Genomic DNA, 14734 nt, shown 5'->3' on the forward strand with positions numbered 1-14734 from the left:
TCTGCCAACCTTACGCAGCAGCGCTGACATTATGCTGACGGCTGCAAGACAGCCGTGTTGCGGCCGTTCATTTCTGTTGCCGCATCGCCATGTTGCACCGCAATGCAGCCGGCTTTCCGGTCCTCACGAAATCGTCATTCCGCCCCTCACCCCGCTCCGACGCTCCGGGAATAAAGCTCCGGCCCTGCCGATCACCTCCCCGGAAACCCAATCCCTGGGCCCATGGGAGACTTGTCATGAGCGGACACGATCACAATCACCACGATGAGGAGAAAGGCGTCAGCCGACGCAAGGTGCTGGAATGCATGACCTGGGCCGGCACAGGCGTGCTGTGGACCGTCACCGGCGGCGTGCCGCATTCGCTCGGCATCGTCGGCTCGGCCAAGGCCGCCGAGGCCAGCGGCATGACCTTCATGCAGATCAGCGACAGCCATGTCGGCTTCGACAAGCCGGCCAACCCGAACGCCATCGGCACGCTGGAGGAGGCCATCAACAAGGTCCGGGCGATGCCGGTCAAGCCGTCGTTCATGATCCACACCGGCGACATCACGCATCTGTCGAAGGCGTCCGAATTCGATGATGCCGACCGCATCATCTCGCAGGCCAAGCTCGACGTGCATTACGTGCCGGGCGAGCACGACTTCATCGACGAGGAGGTCAAGCTCTACAAGGAGCGTTACGGCAAGGGCACCAAGGGTCCGGGCTACTATTCGTTCGACGCCGGCGGGGTGCATTTCATCGGCCTCGTCAACGTCGTCGACCTCAAGGGCGGCGGCCTCGGCAATCTCGGCAATGAGCAGCTCGAATGGCTGGAGAACGACCTCAAGGGCCGCTCCAAGTCGACGCCGATCGTGCTGTTCGCCCACATCCCGCTGTGGACGGTCTATCCGCAATGGGGCTGGGGCACCGAGGACGGCGCCCGCGCGCTGGAATACGTCAAGGGCTTCGGTTCGGTCACCGTGCTCAACGGCCACATCCACCAGGTGATGCAGAAGGTCGAGGGCAACGTCACCTTCCACACCGCGCGCTCGACCGCCTTCCCGCAGCCGGCGCCGGGGGCTGCCCCCTCGCCCGGCCCGATGAAGGTCGAGGATGCCAAGCTGCGCAGCATGCTCGGCGTCGCCAGCATCAACTTCAAGCAGAACAGCCAGCCGCTGGCGATCATCGACACGCCGCTGCAAGGCTAACGGATCCGGCTGAGGAAACAGACGATGAGTACGATCAATCGACGCGACTTCGGGATCGCCGTGGTCGCGACCATGCTGCTGCCGGTCACGGCGGCCCGCGCCGAAGACACCGCGGTCCATATCGACAATTTCTCGTTCACGCCGAACCCCCTCGACGTGAAGGTCGGCACCACCGTGACCTGGACCAACCGCGACGACATCCCGCACACCGTGGTGTGTGCGGGCAAATTCCGCTCCAAGACCATGGACACCGACGGCACCTTCTCGTTCACCTTCACGGAGCCGGGCGAATACAAGTATTTCTGCTCGCTGCATCCGCACATGACAGGCAGTATCAAGGTTGGGTAACGTGACCAGCCATACAATCACAACCATGCCCGGTCGGTGGCCCACAGCCCCCGCCCGGGCACAAGCCGTCTCTCGACATGCCGGGCAGGACACGATGGTTGTCAACGCGTCGCAAGACGATCCCGAAAAGGCGCGACGCTTCCGCGAAGCCGCGCTGCCGTACCTTGACGACGCCTATACCCTGGCGCGCTATCTGCTGCGCGATGCCGCCGACGCCGAGGATGCGGTGCAGGAATGCTATCTGCGCGCCTACAAGCATTTCGACAGCTATCGCGGCCCCGCGATGAAGCCGTGGCTGTTCGCGATCCTGCGCAATGTCTGCCGCGCCGAATACGCAAGGCGCAAGACCGCGCCCACCGCGGTCGAGGAGCTGCCGGAAGGCGGCGAGCAGACCCCGCTGTGGAACGAAGCCCCGGAGACCCCGGAAAAGCAGCTGCTGCGCCGGTTCGACGGCGACACCGTGCGCAAGCTGGTGGCGGCGCTCGCCGAGCCATTCCGTGAGACCTTCGTGCTCAGGGAAATCCAGAATCTATCATACCGCGAGATCGCCGATGTCGCCGCCGTGCCGGTCGGCACCGTGATGTCCCGCCTCGCGCGCGCCCGCGCCATGCTGCGATCGGCCTGGCTTGCGGAACAGGAGCACGTGAAATGACCTGCGAGGAAGCCGAAGTGCTGATCCACGCGCTGATCGACGGCGAACTCGATGCCGGCCATGCGCGCGAAGTGGAAGCCCATGTCGAGGGGTGCGCGCATTGCGCCGCTCTCATGAAGGAATATCAGGAGATCCGCCAGGCGATCGCCGAGAGCGACGTGCGCTACAAGGCTCCGCTCGAGCTGCGCCGCAAGATCGAGAAGTCGCTGCCGCAACCGCAGGCCGCGCCAAGCCGGCGCTCGGTGCTGCGCGGCTTTGCGATGGGCTCGGCGGTGTCGGCGATGGCCGCAACGGGTCTGGTCGCGATCGTGCTGCGCAATGACGACGAGCAGCGCATCGAGAACGAGGTGGTGTCGGCGCATCTGCGCTCGCTGCAGGCCGGCCACCTGATCGACGTGGTGTCGACCGACCAGCATACGGTCAAGCCGTGGTTCAACGGCAAGCTCGACGTCTCGCCGCCGGTGATCGATCTCACCGCGCAGGGCTTCACGCTGATCGGCGGTAGGCTCGACTACGTCAACGCCCGCGAGATCGGCGCCGTGGTCTACAAGCGGCGCCAGCACGTCATCAACCTGTTCGTGGCGCAGACCGCGAGCACCGAACGCAAGCCCGCGAAGATCTCGACATTGCAGGGCTTCAATATCCGGCGCTGGAGCGACCGCGGCCTGAACTACTGGGCGGTCAGCGATCTCGGCGCCGACGAACTCAGCGAGTTCGGCGACAAGTTCGAGAGCGCGATGCGCGCGAACAAGGAAGGGTGAGCAGCAAAACCTCTGCTCTCGTCATTGCGAGGAGCGAAGCGACGAAGCAATCCATATCGCCGCTTGCGGCTCGATGGATTGCTTCGCTTCGCTCGCAATGACGAATAAGGCTGCTTCATCCCGGCTACGGGAACGTGCCTACGCCGACTTGCGCACCGCGTTGTCGACCAGCGTCTTGCCGAGCGACCAGATCGCGCCGGGCACCTTGTGGCTGCCGGCGATCACGTCGTCGAACGACTTCTCGATCCAGCTGCAATCCTCTTCGGTGATCGTCAGCGGCGGCAGCAGCTTGATGGTGTGGAGGCCGTGGCCGGCGACCTGGGTCAGGATCTTGTGATCCTTGAACAGCGGCACTGTGATCAGCTGGCAGAACAGGCCTTTGTTGGCGGTCTCCAGCAGATTCCACGACGCCTTGAGCCGCAGCGATTTCGGCGGTCCGAATTCGACGCCGATCATCAAGCCCTTGCCGCGGACTTCCTTCATCAATTCATAGCCCGGCACCATGCGCGTCAGCGCGAGGCGGAGCTCGGCGCCGCGCTTGGCGGCGTTCTCGACCAGCTTCTCGGACTTGATGACGTCGAGGGTCGCGATGCCGGCGGCCATCGCCAGATCGTTCTTCGCGAAGGTCGAGCCATGCACGACCGCGCGATCCATCTGGTTGAAGATCTTGTCGAAGATGTTCTTGCGCGTCAGCAGCGCGCCGATCGGCACGTGGCCGCCGGAGAGCGCTTTCGCCAGCAGCACCATGTCGGGCTCGATGCCCCAGTGCTCGATCGCGAGGAACTTCCCGGTGCGGCCGATGCCGGTCTGGATCTCGTCGGCGATGAACAGCGTGCCGTATTTGCGGCACAGCGCCAGCGCGCCGGGCAGGAACTCGTCGGTGGGCATATTGACGCCCTTGCCCTGAATCGGCTCGACGATGAATGCACCGACCTGGCGCGACGACAGCGCCTTCTCCAGCGCCTCGAGATCGTTGTAGGGTATCGGGGTGCAGCCGGGCAGCAGCGGCTCGAAGCCGCTGCGGAAATTCGAATCATCGGTCAGCGACAGCGCCCCGTACGACAGGCCGTGGAACGAATGCCCGCAATAAACGATACCAGGACGGCCGGTCGCGCCGCGCGCGAACTTGATCGCCGCTTCGACGGTTTCGGCGCCGGAATTGGCGAAAAACACCTTGTCCAGGTATGGAACATAGTCCAGCAACCGTTCCGCGAGCACGCCGGCAAGCGTCGACACGTCGAGTTGCACCAGATTCGGCAGATCGGCGTCGAGCACGCTCTTCAGCGCCTGGCGCAGGGCCGGATGATTGCGGCCAATCGCAAAAACGCCAAATCCGCTCAATAGATCGAGGTAACGAGCCCCCTGACGATCGAAGAGGTACTGGCCTTGCCCCTTCTGGAAGCCGACGTCGTAACCGATGGTTTTGAGGACGCGAACGAGCTGCTCGTTGAGATGACGCGTGTGCATGGCACCGCGCTGCCCCTCGCGCTCCACAAAAATCTCGGAAACGTCTAAATTGGAACTTACCATTCGTTACATACGTCGGTTGATGGCCATCTCGTCAACTTAAAACGCTCGCTAGCGGCGTTTTGACCCCCGCTCGGATCGTCTAGTTAAGCACAGGTTTGGACCATGTTGCACTGCCCAAGAACTTTCGCGCGCACAATAGCCTTTTCGGGTTTATTTTTGGCCACCGTATTATCACCGGCACTTGCAGCGGACCCGACCGGCGACTGGAAGGTCGCTGACGGTGTCGCCATCATCCGCGTCGCCCAGTGTAATGGCAACATGTGGGGGGCGGTGTCGTGGGAAAAAACCCCCGGCGGCAAGGATAAGAACAATCCTGATCCTGCGAAGCAGAGCAGGCCGACGCTCGGCATGCCGATCCTGATCGACATGAAGAAGAAGGCCGGCGCCGATGCCTGGGAAGGCCAAGTGTATAACGCCAAGGACGGCCAGCTCTACAGCTCGACCATCAAGCCGGTCGGCACCGATCAGCTCGAGATCCAGGGCTGCGTGCTCGGCTTCCTGTGCGGCGGCGAGACCTGGACCCGCGTCGGCCCGCCGATCCCGGTGAGCGCCGCCGGCAATCCGGCGGCCGCAGGCTCGGCAGCAAAGGGCACCGTTCCCAAATCAACAGCGCCGCAGAAGACCACCGGCGCCGTGGCCCCTGCCAGCAAGCCGGGCCAGAAGCAGGCCCCAAGCAATGCCAATGCGTCCGCTGACACGGTCGGCGATATCTGCCTGCTGCCGGACATCGCGCGACCGACGCACTGACACGGCTGGCATCGCTCAGCCTGTGATTGCGGCTTGGCGGCATCGGCCGCCAAGCCCGATCAAAACAACGCGTCAGGTGACGTCGTTGGCGATATCCTCCTCCTTGAGGGTCTCACGCGGCTTGCCCATCAGCGCCGGCTGGAACAGCAGCACCGCGGCCAGCGTGGTGACGAGCGACAGCGCAAGCAGCTTGCCCATGCTCGCGGTACCGGGATGGCTGGACAGCCACAGGCTGCCGAACGCCGTCGCCGTGGTCAGCGCGCTGAAAAAGATCGCCCGCGTCAGGCTCGATTGCAGCAGGTTCGTCCTGCCCTGCCGCCATGCCGTGACATAGTAGATCTTGAACGCCACGCCGACGCCGAGCAGCAGCGGCAGCGCGACGATGTTGGCGAAGTTGAGCGGCAGCCCGATCAAGACGCAGATCTCCAGCGTGACGATGCCGGCGACCAGGAGCGGCACCAGCGTCATGAGCACGTCGACGATGCGGCGCAGCGTCAGCCACAGCAGCAGGCCGATGGTGACCAGCGCCAGAATGCCGGCGTGGATGAACGCATTCACGATGACATCGCCCGATTTGAGGATCGAGACCGGTCCGCCGATTGCGGTCGGCTCCGCGGCGAGCACGGCGTCGGCAAAGCGGCGCAGATTGTCGTTGTCGTTCGGGTCACCCTTCGGCTCGACCTCGACGCGCATCAGGCCGTCCTTGGTCTTCCAGCTCTCGACCAGTTCCGGCGGCAGGTTCTGCAAGGTGACGGTCTGGGCTTGCAGCGTATTGCGGAGCTGATCGAACACGATCTTCATCGGCGCGACGAAGACGTCCTGCGCCTTGTCGCGGACAGCCTGGTTCGAATCGGCAAGCTTCTGCAAGGCGTCGGCGAGCCTTCGCGCGGCAACCGCGCCCGGTCCCTTGCCGTCGCCCGCGGTCCTGCGCAGGCTGTCGACCGAGCTCTTCAGCGACTCGACATTCTCCTGATCCGACGGCGCCGGATCGACCGAGTCCGGATTGAGCGCGGGGCCGAGCGTCTTGGCCGCCTGCGCGATCAGCTTCAGCTTGGCCGGCTGGTCGTCCGGCACGAAGCTGTCGAGCGACATCACGCGCGCCACTTCCGGCAACTTCTCGAGCTTGGCCTCGATCTTTTTGGCGTCGGCTTCCGAGCGCGTCATCACGTTGATGGCGTTGGCCCCGGTGTTCGGATCCTTCCTCAGGTCGAGGAAGGTCGCGATCGATTCCGCCTGCTTGTTGCGCAGATTGATCGGGTTGAAGTCGAACTTCATCCAGTGCAGCAGCGGCAGCCCGGCGACCGTGACCAGCAGCGTGCCGACGATGATAGGAATGCGATGCTTTTCCAGGAAGTGGTCGACCGGCGCCAGGAAGGCGTAGCCGACCGGCTCCTTCTCTCCCGGAGGGTTGAGCAGGTCGAGCAGCGCCGGCAGCACCGTGATGCTGGTGACGAACGCCACCAGCATGCCGGCGCCGGCGATCTTGCCGAGCTCGGAGATGCCCTTGTAGTCGGTCGGCAGGAAGCACAGGAAGCCGGCGGCGGTCGCCATCGCCGCAAGCGACAGCGGCACCGCCGAACGGCGCGCCGCGTTTTCCAGCGCGAGCGTCAGATTGTCGTTCTTGTAACGCTCGGAGCGGTAGCGCACGCTGAACTGGATGCCGAAGTCGACGCCGAGGCCGACGAACAGCACCGCGAAGGCGATCGACAGCAGGTTCAGCGATCCGACCATCATCAGGCCGACCGCGGTGGTGAGCGCAAGCCCGATGAACAGGTTGACGAACACGGCGAAGATGATCTTGCCCGAGTGCAGCGCCAGCCAGAGGATGATCAAGACGATCACCACGGTGCCGATGCCGTTGGTGATCGCGCCGTCCTGCACGGTGGCGTATTCCTCGTTGGCGATCGGCACCGGTCCGGTCAGGCGAACGCGCGCGTGATACTCGGTCGGGAACTTCAGGTCGGCGGCCGCCTGCCGGATCGCATCGGTCGCGGCCTTGCCGGGCTCCAGCGCCGAATAGTCGATGATCGGCTTGATCTCGATGAAGGCGCGCTTGTCCGAATCGGTCAGCGGCTTGTCGCTGGTCAGCTCGCGCCAGGAGAAGGTGGCGTTGCCCTTGTTGAGGACGGTCTCGACGGTCTCCGAGATCAGGTTGAAGGGCGGCGCGGCATTGTCGAGCTTGACCTGCCCGCGCTTGACGCCGGCAAGGCCGGTCTCGAGCGCGCCGGTCAGGCCGCGAATCGAGGGATCGCCGGCCATGATCTCGATCAGCGGCGCGGCCGATTCGAGCTGGCCTGCGACCTTGCCGACCTCTTCGGTCGGCAGGAACAGCAGGCCGTTCTTCTCGAAGAATTCGCCGGAGCCGAGCGCGGTGATCGCCTCGAAGTTCTTCTTGTCGGCCTGCAGCTTCGCGGTGAGCGCCTTCGCCGCCGAGCTGGTCAGCTCGGGCGTCGCGGCTTCGACCACCGCCAGGATCAGACGCTCGCGATCGAATGCTTCCTCGAACTGGTTGTCGCGCTTGCGCCAATCCAGATCCGGCGAGATCAGCTTGTTGATGTCGGTGTTGATCGAGAAGTTGCGGGCCGTATAGAAGCCGGCGCCGATCGACAGCAGCACAGAGATAATGACAACCGGAAGGGCAAAACGCGTACAGGTCCTAACAACGGAGACGACAATATTTGTCAGCACTTCGTTTCTTTCTAATCTCGGGGAAGCATGGCCGAAAACGCCCGCTCTGTAGCGGAGTTCCGGGGGCCGATCTAATGTTGTTTTGGTTACCTTCCTCGACGCGATGGCGAAGAGGTTCCAAACCACAGGACTGGCCACGAGTGGCCGGTATAAACCGCATCAGTGGGCGATAAAGTGACGAACAAGTGAGAGGGGCGGAGGGTCGCACGGCTCCGATCCCACACCATATTACCTCTAACACCCCTCCCCACCGATGGTTCTGCCTTTCGAAGCGCTACCTTTTTGCCACAAATCCCTGTATTTCCATGCGCTTGGGGCATCGATCCCGTGCAGGAACTGTGATGGCGCGGACATTGCAACTGACGTTGCGACGTCCGACTTGTGGAGTGCGTTGCCGAAAAGGCCGCAGGACTTGGAACAGGACTTGGAACAGGACTTGGAACAGGACTTGGAATGAGATTGGTGCAATTTGCGTAACGGACGTCCGATGGAAGTGTTTCTTGCCCAGCCACGCGGCTTTTGTGCGGGCGTTGTGCGCGCGATCGAGATCGTCGAACGCGCGCTCGCGAAGTATGGTCCGCCGGTCTATGTCCGCCACGAGATCGTGCACAACAAGCACGTGGTCGAAAGCCTGAAGAAGAAGGGTGCGATCTTCGTCGAGGATCTCTCGGAGGTGCCGGCCAAGGCGGTGACCGTGTTCAGCGCCCATGGCGTCGCCCGGAGCGTCGAGGAGGAGGCGGAAGCCCGCGACCTTCCGGTCCTCAATGCCACCTGCCCGCTGGTCACCAAGGTCCACAACCAGGGCAAGCGCTATATCTCGAAGGGCCGCGCCCTGATCCTGATCGGACATGCGGGCCACCCCGAGGTCGAGGGAACCATGGGCCAGGTTCCGGGGCCGGTTTGGCTGGTCCAGAGCGTTCAGGATGTGGCGGAATTGCGGCTGCCGACCGATACGCCGGTCGCCTATATCACCCAAACCACCCTGTCCGTGGACGACACCAAGGACATCATCGCGGCCCTTCAGGCAAAATTTACAGATATTCAAGGCCCCGACACCCGGGATATCTGCTATGCGACACAGAACCGCCAATCTGCGGTAAGGGACCTAAGCAAGCTGGTGGACGTCATTTTGGTGGTGGGGGCCGCCAACAGTTCCAACTCAAACAGGCTTCGCGAAATCGGCACCGAGGTCGGCGTCGCGAGTTATCTCATTGCCGATGGGAGCGAGCTCAACCCGGATTGGCTGAAGGATGCGAAGGCCGTCGGGATCACGGCGGGTGCATCGGCACCCGAAGTTCTGGTCGACGATGTCATCGAGGCCCTGCGACGCATCGGACCGGTGTCGGTCTCGGTCGTTCCGGGCCGCGAAGAGAATATCGAATTCCGGCTGCCAGCCGAACTGACTGCGGGCTGATCTGAACCGACTTCCTTTGAATAAGTGCAGAAAGAAAATCGTCTAATGGCTATACCGTTCTTCAAGGAAATGCGTATCGGCGGTTACCTGATCAAGCAGAAGCTGCTTGGCCGCAAACGCTATCCGCTCGTGCTGATGCTGGAACCCTTGTTCCGTTGCAACCTCGCCTGCGTCGGCTGCGGCAAGATCGACTATCCCGATGCGATCCTCAATCGCCGCATGACCGCGCAGGAATGCTGGGACGCGGCCGATGAATGCGGCGCGCCGATGGTGGCGATCCCCGGCGGCGAGCCGCTGATCCACAAGGAGATCGGCGAGATCGTGCGCGGCCTCGTGGCGCGCAAGAAGTTCGTCTCGCTGTGCACCAACGCGCTGCTGCTGGAGAAGAAGCTCGATCTGTTCGAGCCGTCGCCCTATCTGTTCTTCTCGGTGCATCTCGACGGCCTGAAGGACCATCACGACAAGGCGGTGTCGCAGAAGGGCGTATTCGACCGCGCCGTCTCCGCGATCAAGGCGGCGAAGGCGCGCGGCTTCACGGTCAACGTCAACGCCACCATCTTCGACGGCCATCCGGCCGAGGAGATCGCGAAATTCCTCGACTTCACCACCGAGCTCGGCGTCGGCGTCTCGATGTCGCCGGGCTACGCCTATGAGCGTGCGCCGGACCAGGAGCACTTCCTCAACCGCACCAAGACCAAGAAGCTGTTCCGCGACGTCTTTGCGCTCGGCAAGGGCAAGAAGTGGAATTTCATGCATTCCGGGCTGTTTTTGGACTTCCTCGCCGGCAACCAGGAATACGAGTGCACGCCCTGGGGCATGCCGGCGCGCAACATCTTCGGCTGGCAGAAGCCCTGCTATCTGCTCGGTGAAGGCTACGCCAAGACCTTCAAGGAGCTGATGGACACCACCGATTGGGAGACCTACGGCACCGGCAAGTACGAGAAGTGCGCCGACTGTATGGCCCATTGCGGCTACGAGCCGACCGCGGCGACTGCTGCGATCAACAACCCGCTGAAGGCGATGTGGGTCGCGCTGCGCGGCATCAAGACCACGGGCCCGATGGCGCCGGAGATCGACATGTCGAAGCAGCGTCCGGCGCAGTACATCTTCGCCGAACAGGTGCAGAAGAAGCTCTCGGAGATTCGCCGCGACGAGGCCGAAGCCGCTGCCGCCAAGCAGCAACAGAAGGCCTCCACCGCCGCCTGACGCACGACCTGAGCGAACGCAGAAGCATCAAAGCCCCGGTTCAGCGAACCGGGGCTTTTTGCTGGGTCAGGATGCCGCCTGCTCTTCCAATCTCGTCCGCAGCAGCAATTGCTCGATCTCCGCCGCGCGCGGCGCGCTGAGCGTGCCGCGCTCGATCCCGAGCGGGACATTGCGCAGCGCCAGTTCGCGATACAGCGCGCCCGAAGACGGAAACCGCTCGTCGAGGGCGCGGAGATGCTTGAGGATGGTGCCGACATCGCCGCGCGCCACGCAGCCGCCCATGCCGTTGGCCAATCCGCCGTCGAGCACGGCCGCGACCGTGCCGCGCAGCAGCGGCATCATCGCGCGCAGCGCGTCGGTCTCGCTGGCGCCAAAGCTCTTCCAGAGCTCGACGCCTTCTTTGAGCAGCGCGATCAGGAACGGACCGACGTAATAGGCCGAGGCGTGATACAGCGCCCGCACCCCGGCCGGCAGCGCCAGCGGCTCGCAGCCGATCCGGGTCGCAAGCCATTCGAGGTCGCGCCTGAACTCGCCCTCGGCCTCGATGCCGACCGTGCATCCGCAGAGCCCCTCGAGCGCAACGTCGGGATTTGCGAACATCTGCATCGGATGAAAGCCGCCGGTGGCCGCGCCTGCGGCTTTGGCATGGTCGAGCGCCGCGAGCTCGGTCGCGCCGCTGCAATGGACCACGCGGTGACGCGGCTGCCAGCGCAGGTCGCGGCACACCGGCAGGATCGCATCGTCGCTCACGGTGAGGAAAATCATGTCGCAGCTGTCGACGACCTGCTGCGCATCCGGCAGCGACTTCGCCGACGGGACGCGGGAGCCGAGCCGCTGCGCGGCATCGGCACCGCGGTTGTAGAACGCCGCGACATCCAAATCCGCGCGGGCGAATGCCGGCGCGAGCGTTTGCGCGACGCGGCCGGCGCCAATGAATCCGATCCGCGCCGCGGCCAGCGCCGTGCTCATTGCGCGTAGCTCCCGTCGATGCGGTCGAGCCTGCGCCGCAACGCCGGCCATTCCAGCAGGCCGTAACCGGCTTGCAGAGTCTGCGCCGCTTCATTCATTGTTGGATTGGTGTCGCGCTCATTGTCGAGCGTGATCTCGGTGCCGGCAAAGCAGGTCACCGTGTTGCCGATCGCGAGCTCAGTCGGCGCGCGCAGCGGCCTGCCGCAGCCGAGCGCATCGATCTGGATCCGGCAGGCCTGCTCCAGCCAATAGATCGCATTGAACGCCTGCTGAATCGTGTTGCCGCAGACCAAGAGGCCATGATTGCGCAGGATCAGGACGTTGTTGCGGCCGAGATCGGCGACGACGCGGTCGCATTCCTCGCGATCGATCGCCGGCCCCTCGAAATCGTGGTAGCCGATCCGGCCGTGAAACCGCATCGCCGTCTGCGACAGCGGCAACAGTCCCTCGGCAAGCGTGCTGACCGCCGTGCCTGCCCTGGTATGGGTGTGCAGAACGCATTTCACGTCGGGCCGCGCGCGATGGATCGGCGCATGCAGATAGAAGCCGGCGACGTTGACGTTGTAGCCGTGATCGGGCTGCAGCAAAGTGCGGCCCTCGATGTCGATCTTGACCAGGCTGGACGCCGTGATCTCCTCGTACAGCATGCCGTAGGGATTGATCAGATACTGATCGTCATGCCCCGGGACCTGCGCGCTGATGTGGTTGTAGATCAGGTCGGTCATGCCATAGAGCGCGACCAGCCGATAGCACGCCGCGAGATCGACCCGGGTTGCCCATTCCTGTTCGCCCACGACGGCCCTGACATCGTTGACGGCACACACTTCGCTCTGACGCATGTTACCGGGGTCCCTGGTGACCGATGACGGACGCGCGCTCGACGATACCGTCGAGGCCTTCCGACGATGGAAGCGCGCCGAACACATGCATCGCGTCGGCGCCGAGCCTCGATTGCACGAACAGATCGGCGGCAGCGGCGTCGCTGTGCCGCAACATCTCGGCCGCCTGCAACGCATGCGCCATCCGGGTGACCAGCGCCCGCGCATGTCCGTCGTCCGGATATCGGGCCTGCAGGCGATCGGCGAGGTCGTCGGTGCTCCGGTCATAGATCGGATTGAGGCCCCTGCTCGCGCGCAATTCGTCGATCAACGCATCGCGACACCTGGCATCGCGCTGCATGGCGCGCAGCACGTCCATGCACATCATGTTCGAGGTGCCTTCCCAGATCGAATTCAGCGGCGCCTCGCGATACAGCCGCGCCATCGCATTCTCCATGATGAAGCCGTTGCCGCCATGCACCTGCAGGCATTCGTAGGTGAAGGCCGGCGCGCGCTGGCAATTCCAGAACTTCATCACGGGGGTTGCGACCCGCGCCAGCAGCCGCTCGTGCTCGCTGGTCTGCAGGCCGTCGGTGGCGCGCGCGACGCGGAATGCGCCCAGCATCGCCGCCTCGCTCTCGAGCGCAAGGTCGGCGAGCACATTGCGCTGCATCGGAAGCTCGGACATCGGCTTGCCGAACGCGGTTCGACTTTGCGCGTGATTGATGGCGAGGCTCAACGCCTGCCGCATCAGCCCGGCGGAGCCGACCGCGAAATCCAGCCGCGTCAGATGCGCATGCGAGAGGATTTCCGCGATGCCGCGGCCTTCCTCGCCGACCAGGATCGACCAGGTGTCATGATATTCGATCTCGCTCGATGCGTTGGAGCGGTTGCCGCATTTGTCCTTCAGACGCTGGATGTGGATGCGGTTGGCGCTGCCGTCGGGCAACAGTCGCGGCACGAACAGGCAGCTGACGCCGGACTGGGTGCGCGCCAGCGTGTAGAAACCGTCGGCGACCGGCACCGAGAAGAACCATTTGTGGCCGGTGATCGCATAGATCTCGCCATGCGCGCCGCACTCGACGAAGTGCGCGGTGGTCTGGGTCTCGCGTAGGTCGGAGCCGCCCTGCTTCTCGGTCATCGCATAGCCGATGACAGCCGCACGCTTGGCCTCGATCGGAAGCCGGCGCGGATCGTAATCCGCCGTCAATGTCCGCTCCCGCCACAGCGCGAATTGCGGCTTGCCGGCAAACCCTGCGATCGCAGCGTACGCCATCCCGGTCGGGCAACCGACGCCGTTCTCGATCTGATTCCAGAGATAGCTCAGCGCCGCGCGCGCCAGATGGCCGTGCGGCTCGCGCGTCGACCAGGCCAGGCTATGCACCTCGCTCTGGAACGCCAGCGCCATCAATTGATGCCAGGCCGGATGGAATTCGACCCAATCATTGCGGTTGCCGTAGCGGTCGTGGGTCAAGAGCTTCGGTTCGTGCTCATTGGCAAGCCGCGCCGCCTCCTGCACGGCCTCGCTGCCGGCATGGGCTCCGAGCGCGGAAAGCTTGTCGCGCGCCCATGGCGCCAGCGTCGCGATCACGCCGTTCAACGCACGATCGTCATCGAATGCGTTGAAGCCTGTCGCCGGCCGCGCCTGGTTGCGGACGTCATGGGTCGCAAACGCACCGGTTTTCGTTGCGGTGACGGCCACCGGTTGGACACGCGCATTCATGCGGAGACTCGCGATACGGGGGGCAATTCAGGCGTCGTGTGGCGAAACAGCATGCGCGCGGCGAGCCCTGCGATCGATTGCGCGATCGCCTTCGCCGCATCGGAATCGGGAGCCGCTTCGGGCGCCAGCGGACCGACCAGCGCCTCCATGAACGCACCGGTCACGCAGGATGCCGCGACATTCGCGTCGATCTCGACGAACTCGCCATTGGCGATGCCGCGCCGGACCAGCCGCGCGATCTGATCGGCGAGTGCCGCCCGGTATTTCAGGCGCGCCGCGTCGATCTCGGGCTCACAGGGTTCGGCGATCAGCGCGTAGGCCAGCCGGCGGCCGCGCATCGCCCGGACCGAGAAGGTGTAGATCGCATCCACCAGGCATTGCGATGGCGATCCCTCCGCCTCGACGATCGCAGCGACCACCGCCACCTCTCGCTCCGACACCAGCCCGAGCACCTGGGCGTACAGGTCCGCTTTCGAGTCGAAGTAGCGATACACGCTGCCGGTCGCGACGCCGGCCCGGGCGGCGATCAGCGCGATCTGGGCGTCCTTCCACCCGCTCAGCGCCACGGCTTCCCTCGCGGCATCCAGGATCCGTGCCTTGGTCTCGACCAGCTGATTGAGGCGAACCGCTGCGATTGCCATAGTGAACCGTAATTCATGAATAAAGGATCATAATTCATACTCGGCCGAGT

General features: G+C 64.1%; 13 protein-coding genes. 7 read left to right on the forward strand and 6 right to left on the reverse strand.

What is annotated here, in order from left to right:
* Positions 1-236 precede the first annotated feature (236 nt).
* The 4 genes from ACVW17_RS33495 to ACVW17_RS33510 all read left to right on the forward strand — a co-directional run bounded on the left by ACVW17_RS33495 (position 237) and on the right by ACVW17_RS33510 (position 2948).
* The gene (locus ACVW17_RS33495; RefSeq protein WP_456755853.1) at positions 237-1187 is read left to right on the forward strand and encodes a metallophosphoesterase family protein; all 951 of its coding nucleotides are present in this window, start codon (positions 237-239) and stop codon (positions 1185-1187) included.
* Positions 1188-1211: 24 nt separating this feature from the next.
* Positions 1212-1535: a cupredoxin domain-containing protein gene (locus ACVW17_RS33500; protein ID WP_456755854.1), complete on the forward strand. Its 324-nt coding sequence runs from the start codon at positions 1212-1214 to the stop codon at positions 1533-1535.
* Between the two features lie 94 nt (positions 1536-1629).
* Complete coding sequence (locus tag ACVW17_RS33505) at positions 1630-2187, forward strand: sigma-70 family RNA polymerase sigma factor (protein ID WP_456755855.1); 558 nt, start codon at positions 1630-1632, stop codon at positions 2185-2187.
* Positions 2184-2948, forward strand: coding sequence for an anti-sigma factor family protein (locus tag ACVW17_RS33510; protein ID WP_456755856.1), 765 nt, complete (start codon positions 2184-2186; stop codon positions 2946-2948). The genes ACVW17_RS33505 and ACVW17_RS33510 overlap by 4 nt, the downstream gene beginning before the upstream one ends.
* A gap of 138 nt (positions 2949-3086) precedes the next feature.
* Here ACVW17_RS33510 and hpnO read toward each other — a convergent pair whose 3' ends face one another.
* Entirely contained in the window at positions 3087-4478 is a 1392-nt protein-coding gene (gene hpnO, locus ACVW17_RS33515; RefSeq protein ID WP_456755857.1) for an aminobacteriohopanetriol synthase HpnO, read from the reverse strand.
* A 102-nt stretch (positions 4479-4580) separates the two neighbouring features.
* Here hpnO and ACVW17_RS33520 point away from each other — a divergent pair, with 102 nt between their 5' ends.
* Positions 4581-5225 (forward strand): DUF2147 domain-containing protein, encoded by a 645-nt coding sequence (locus ACVW17_RS33520; protein WP_456755858.1) that lies wholly within the window; start codon positions 4581-4583, stop codon positions 5223-5225.
* 72 nt (positions 5226-5297) lie between these two features.
* On the opposite strand, the gene hpnN is transcribed toward ACVW17_RS33520, so the two are convergent.
* Positions 5298-7913 carry a hopanoid transporter HpnN gene (gene hpnN, locus ACVW17_RS33525; protein WP_456755859.1) on the reverse strand — a complete coding sequence of 872 codons (2616 nt, stop codon included), beginning with the start codon at positions 7911-7913 and terminating at the stop codon, positions 5298-5300.
* Between the two features lie 487 nt (positions 7914-8400).
* Here hpnN and ispH point away from each other — a divergent pair, with 487 nt between their 5' ends.
* Together ispH and hpnH are read left to right on the forward strand one after the other, a co-directional pair.
* Entirely contained in the window at positions 8401-9327 is a 927-nt protein-coding gene (gene ispH / locus ACVW17_RS33530) for a 4-hydroxy-3-methylbut-2-enyl diphosphate reductase (protein ID WP_456755860.1), read from the forward strand.
* Between the two features lie 45 nt (positions 9328-9372).
* Positions 9373-10533: an adenosyl-hopene transferase HpnH gene (gene hpnH, locus ACVW17_RS33535; RefSeq protein WP_456755861.1), complete on the forward strand. Its 1161-nt coding sequence runs from the start codon at positions 9373-9375 to the stop codon at positions 10531-10533.
* 66 nt (positions 10534-10599) lie between these two features.
* On the opposite strand, the gene ACVW17_RS33540 is transcribed toward hpnH, so the two are convergent.
* From ACVW17_RS33540 to ACVW17_RS33555, 4 genes are read right to left on the reverse strand one after another with little or no spacing between them, the layout of a single operon-like run.
* Positions 10600-11502 carry a Rossmann-like and DUF2520 domain-containing protein gene (locus ACVW17_RS33540; protein ID WP_456755862.1) on the reverse strand — a complete coding sequence of 301 codons (903 nt, stop codon included), beginning with the start codon at positions 11500-11502 and terminating at the stop codon, positions 10600-10602.
* Complete coding sequence (locus ACVW17_RS33545; RefSeq protein ID WP_456798344.1) at positions 11499-12341, reverse strand: class II aldolase/adducin family protein; 843 nt, start codon at positions 12339-12341, stop codon at positions 11499-11501. The genes ACVW17_RS33540 and ACVW17_RS33545 overlap by 4 nt, the downstream gene beginning before the upstream one ends.
* Position 12342: 1 nt before the next feature.
* Positions 12343-14043, reverse strand: a complete 1701-nt coding sequence (locus ACVW17_RS33550; RefSeq protein WP_456798345.1) for an acyl-CoA dehydrogenase family protein — start codon at positions 14041-14043, stop codon at positions 12343-12345.
* Positions 14040-14684, reverse strand: a complete 645-nt coding sequence (locus ACVW17_RS33555; protein WP_456798346.1) for a TetR/AcrR family transcriptional regulator — start codon at positions 14682-14684, stop codon at positions 14040-14042. The genes ACVW17_RS33550 and ACVW17_RS33555 overlap by 4 nt, the downstream gene beginning before the upstream one ends.
* Positions 14685-14734 lie beyond the last annotated feature (50 nt).

This window comes from Bradyrhizobium sp. USDA 4473 (genome assembly GCF_054063335.1).

What these genes read in the sequence shown, in the direction of transcription:
- ACVW17_RS33495 (WP_456755853.1), top strand. Translation starts at nt 237, where the DNA reads ATGAGCGGACACGATCACAATCACCACGATGAGGAGAAAGGCGTCAGC.
- ACVW17_RS33500 (WP_456755854.1), top strand. Translation starts at nt 1,212, where the DNA reads ATGAGTACGATCAATCGACGCGACTTCGGGATCGCCGTGGTCGCGACC.
- ACVW17_RS33505 (WP_456755855.1), top strand. Translation starts at nt 1,630, where the DNA reads ATGGTTGTCAACGCGTCGCAAGACGATCCCGAAAAGGCGCGACGCTTC.
- ACVW17_RS33510 (WP_456755856.1), top strand. Translation starts at nt 2,184, where the DNA reads ATGACCTGCGAGGAAGCCGAAGTGCTGATCCACGCGCTGATCGACGGC.
- hpnO (WP_456755857.1), bottom strand. Translation starts at nt 4,478, where the DNA reads ATGGTAAGTTCCAATTTAGACGTTTCCGAGATTTTTGTGGAGCGCGAG.
- ACVW17_RS33520 (WP_456755858.1), top strand. Translation starts at nt 4,581, where the DNA reads ATGTTGCACTGCCCAAGAACTTTCGCGCGCACAATAGCCTTTTCGGGT.
- ispH (WP_456755860.1), top strand. Translation starts at nt 8,401, where the DNA reads ATGGAAGTGTTTCTTGCCCAGCCACGCGGCTTTTGTGCGGGCGTTGTG.
- hpnH (WP_456755861.1), top strand. Translation starts at nt 9,373, where the DNA reads ATGGCTATACCGTTCTTCAAGGAAATGCGTATCGGCGGTTACCTGATC.
- ACVW17_RS33540 (WP_456755862.1), bottom strand. Translation starts at nt 11,502, where the DNA reads ATGAGCACGGCGCTGGCCGCGGCGCGGATCGGATTCATTGGCGCCGGC.
- ACVW17_RS33545 (WP_456798344.1), bottom strand. Translation starts at nt 12,341, where the DNA reads ATGCGTCAGAGCGAAGTGTGTGCCGTCAACGATGTCAGGGCCGTCGTG.
- ACVW17_RS33550 (WP_456798345.1), bottom strand. Translation starts at nt 14,043, where the DNA reads ATGAATGCGCGTGTCCAACCGGTGGCCGTCACCGCAACGAAAACCGGT.
- ACVW17_RS33555 (WP_456798346.1), bottom strand. Translation starts at nt 14,684, where the DNA reads ATGGCAATCGCAGCGGTTCGCCTCAATCAGCTGGTCGAGACCAAGGCA.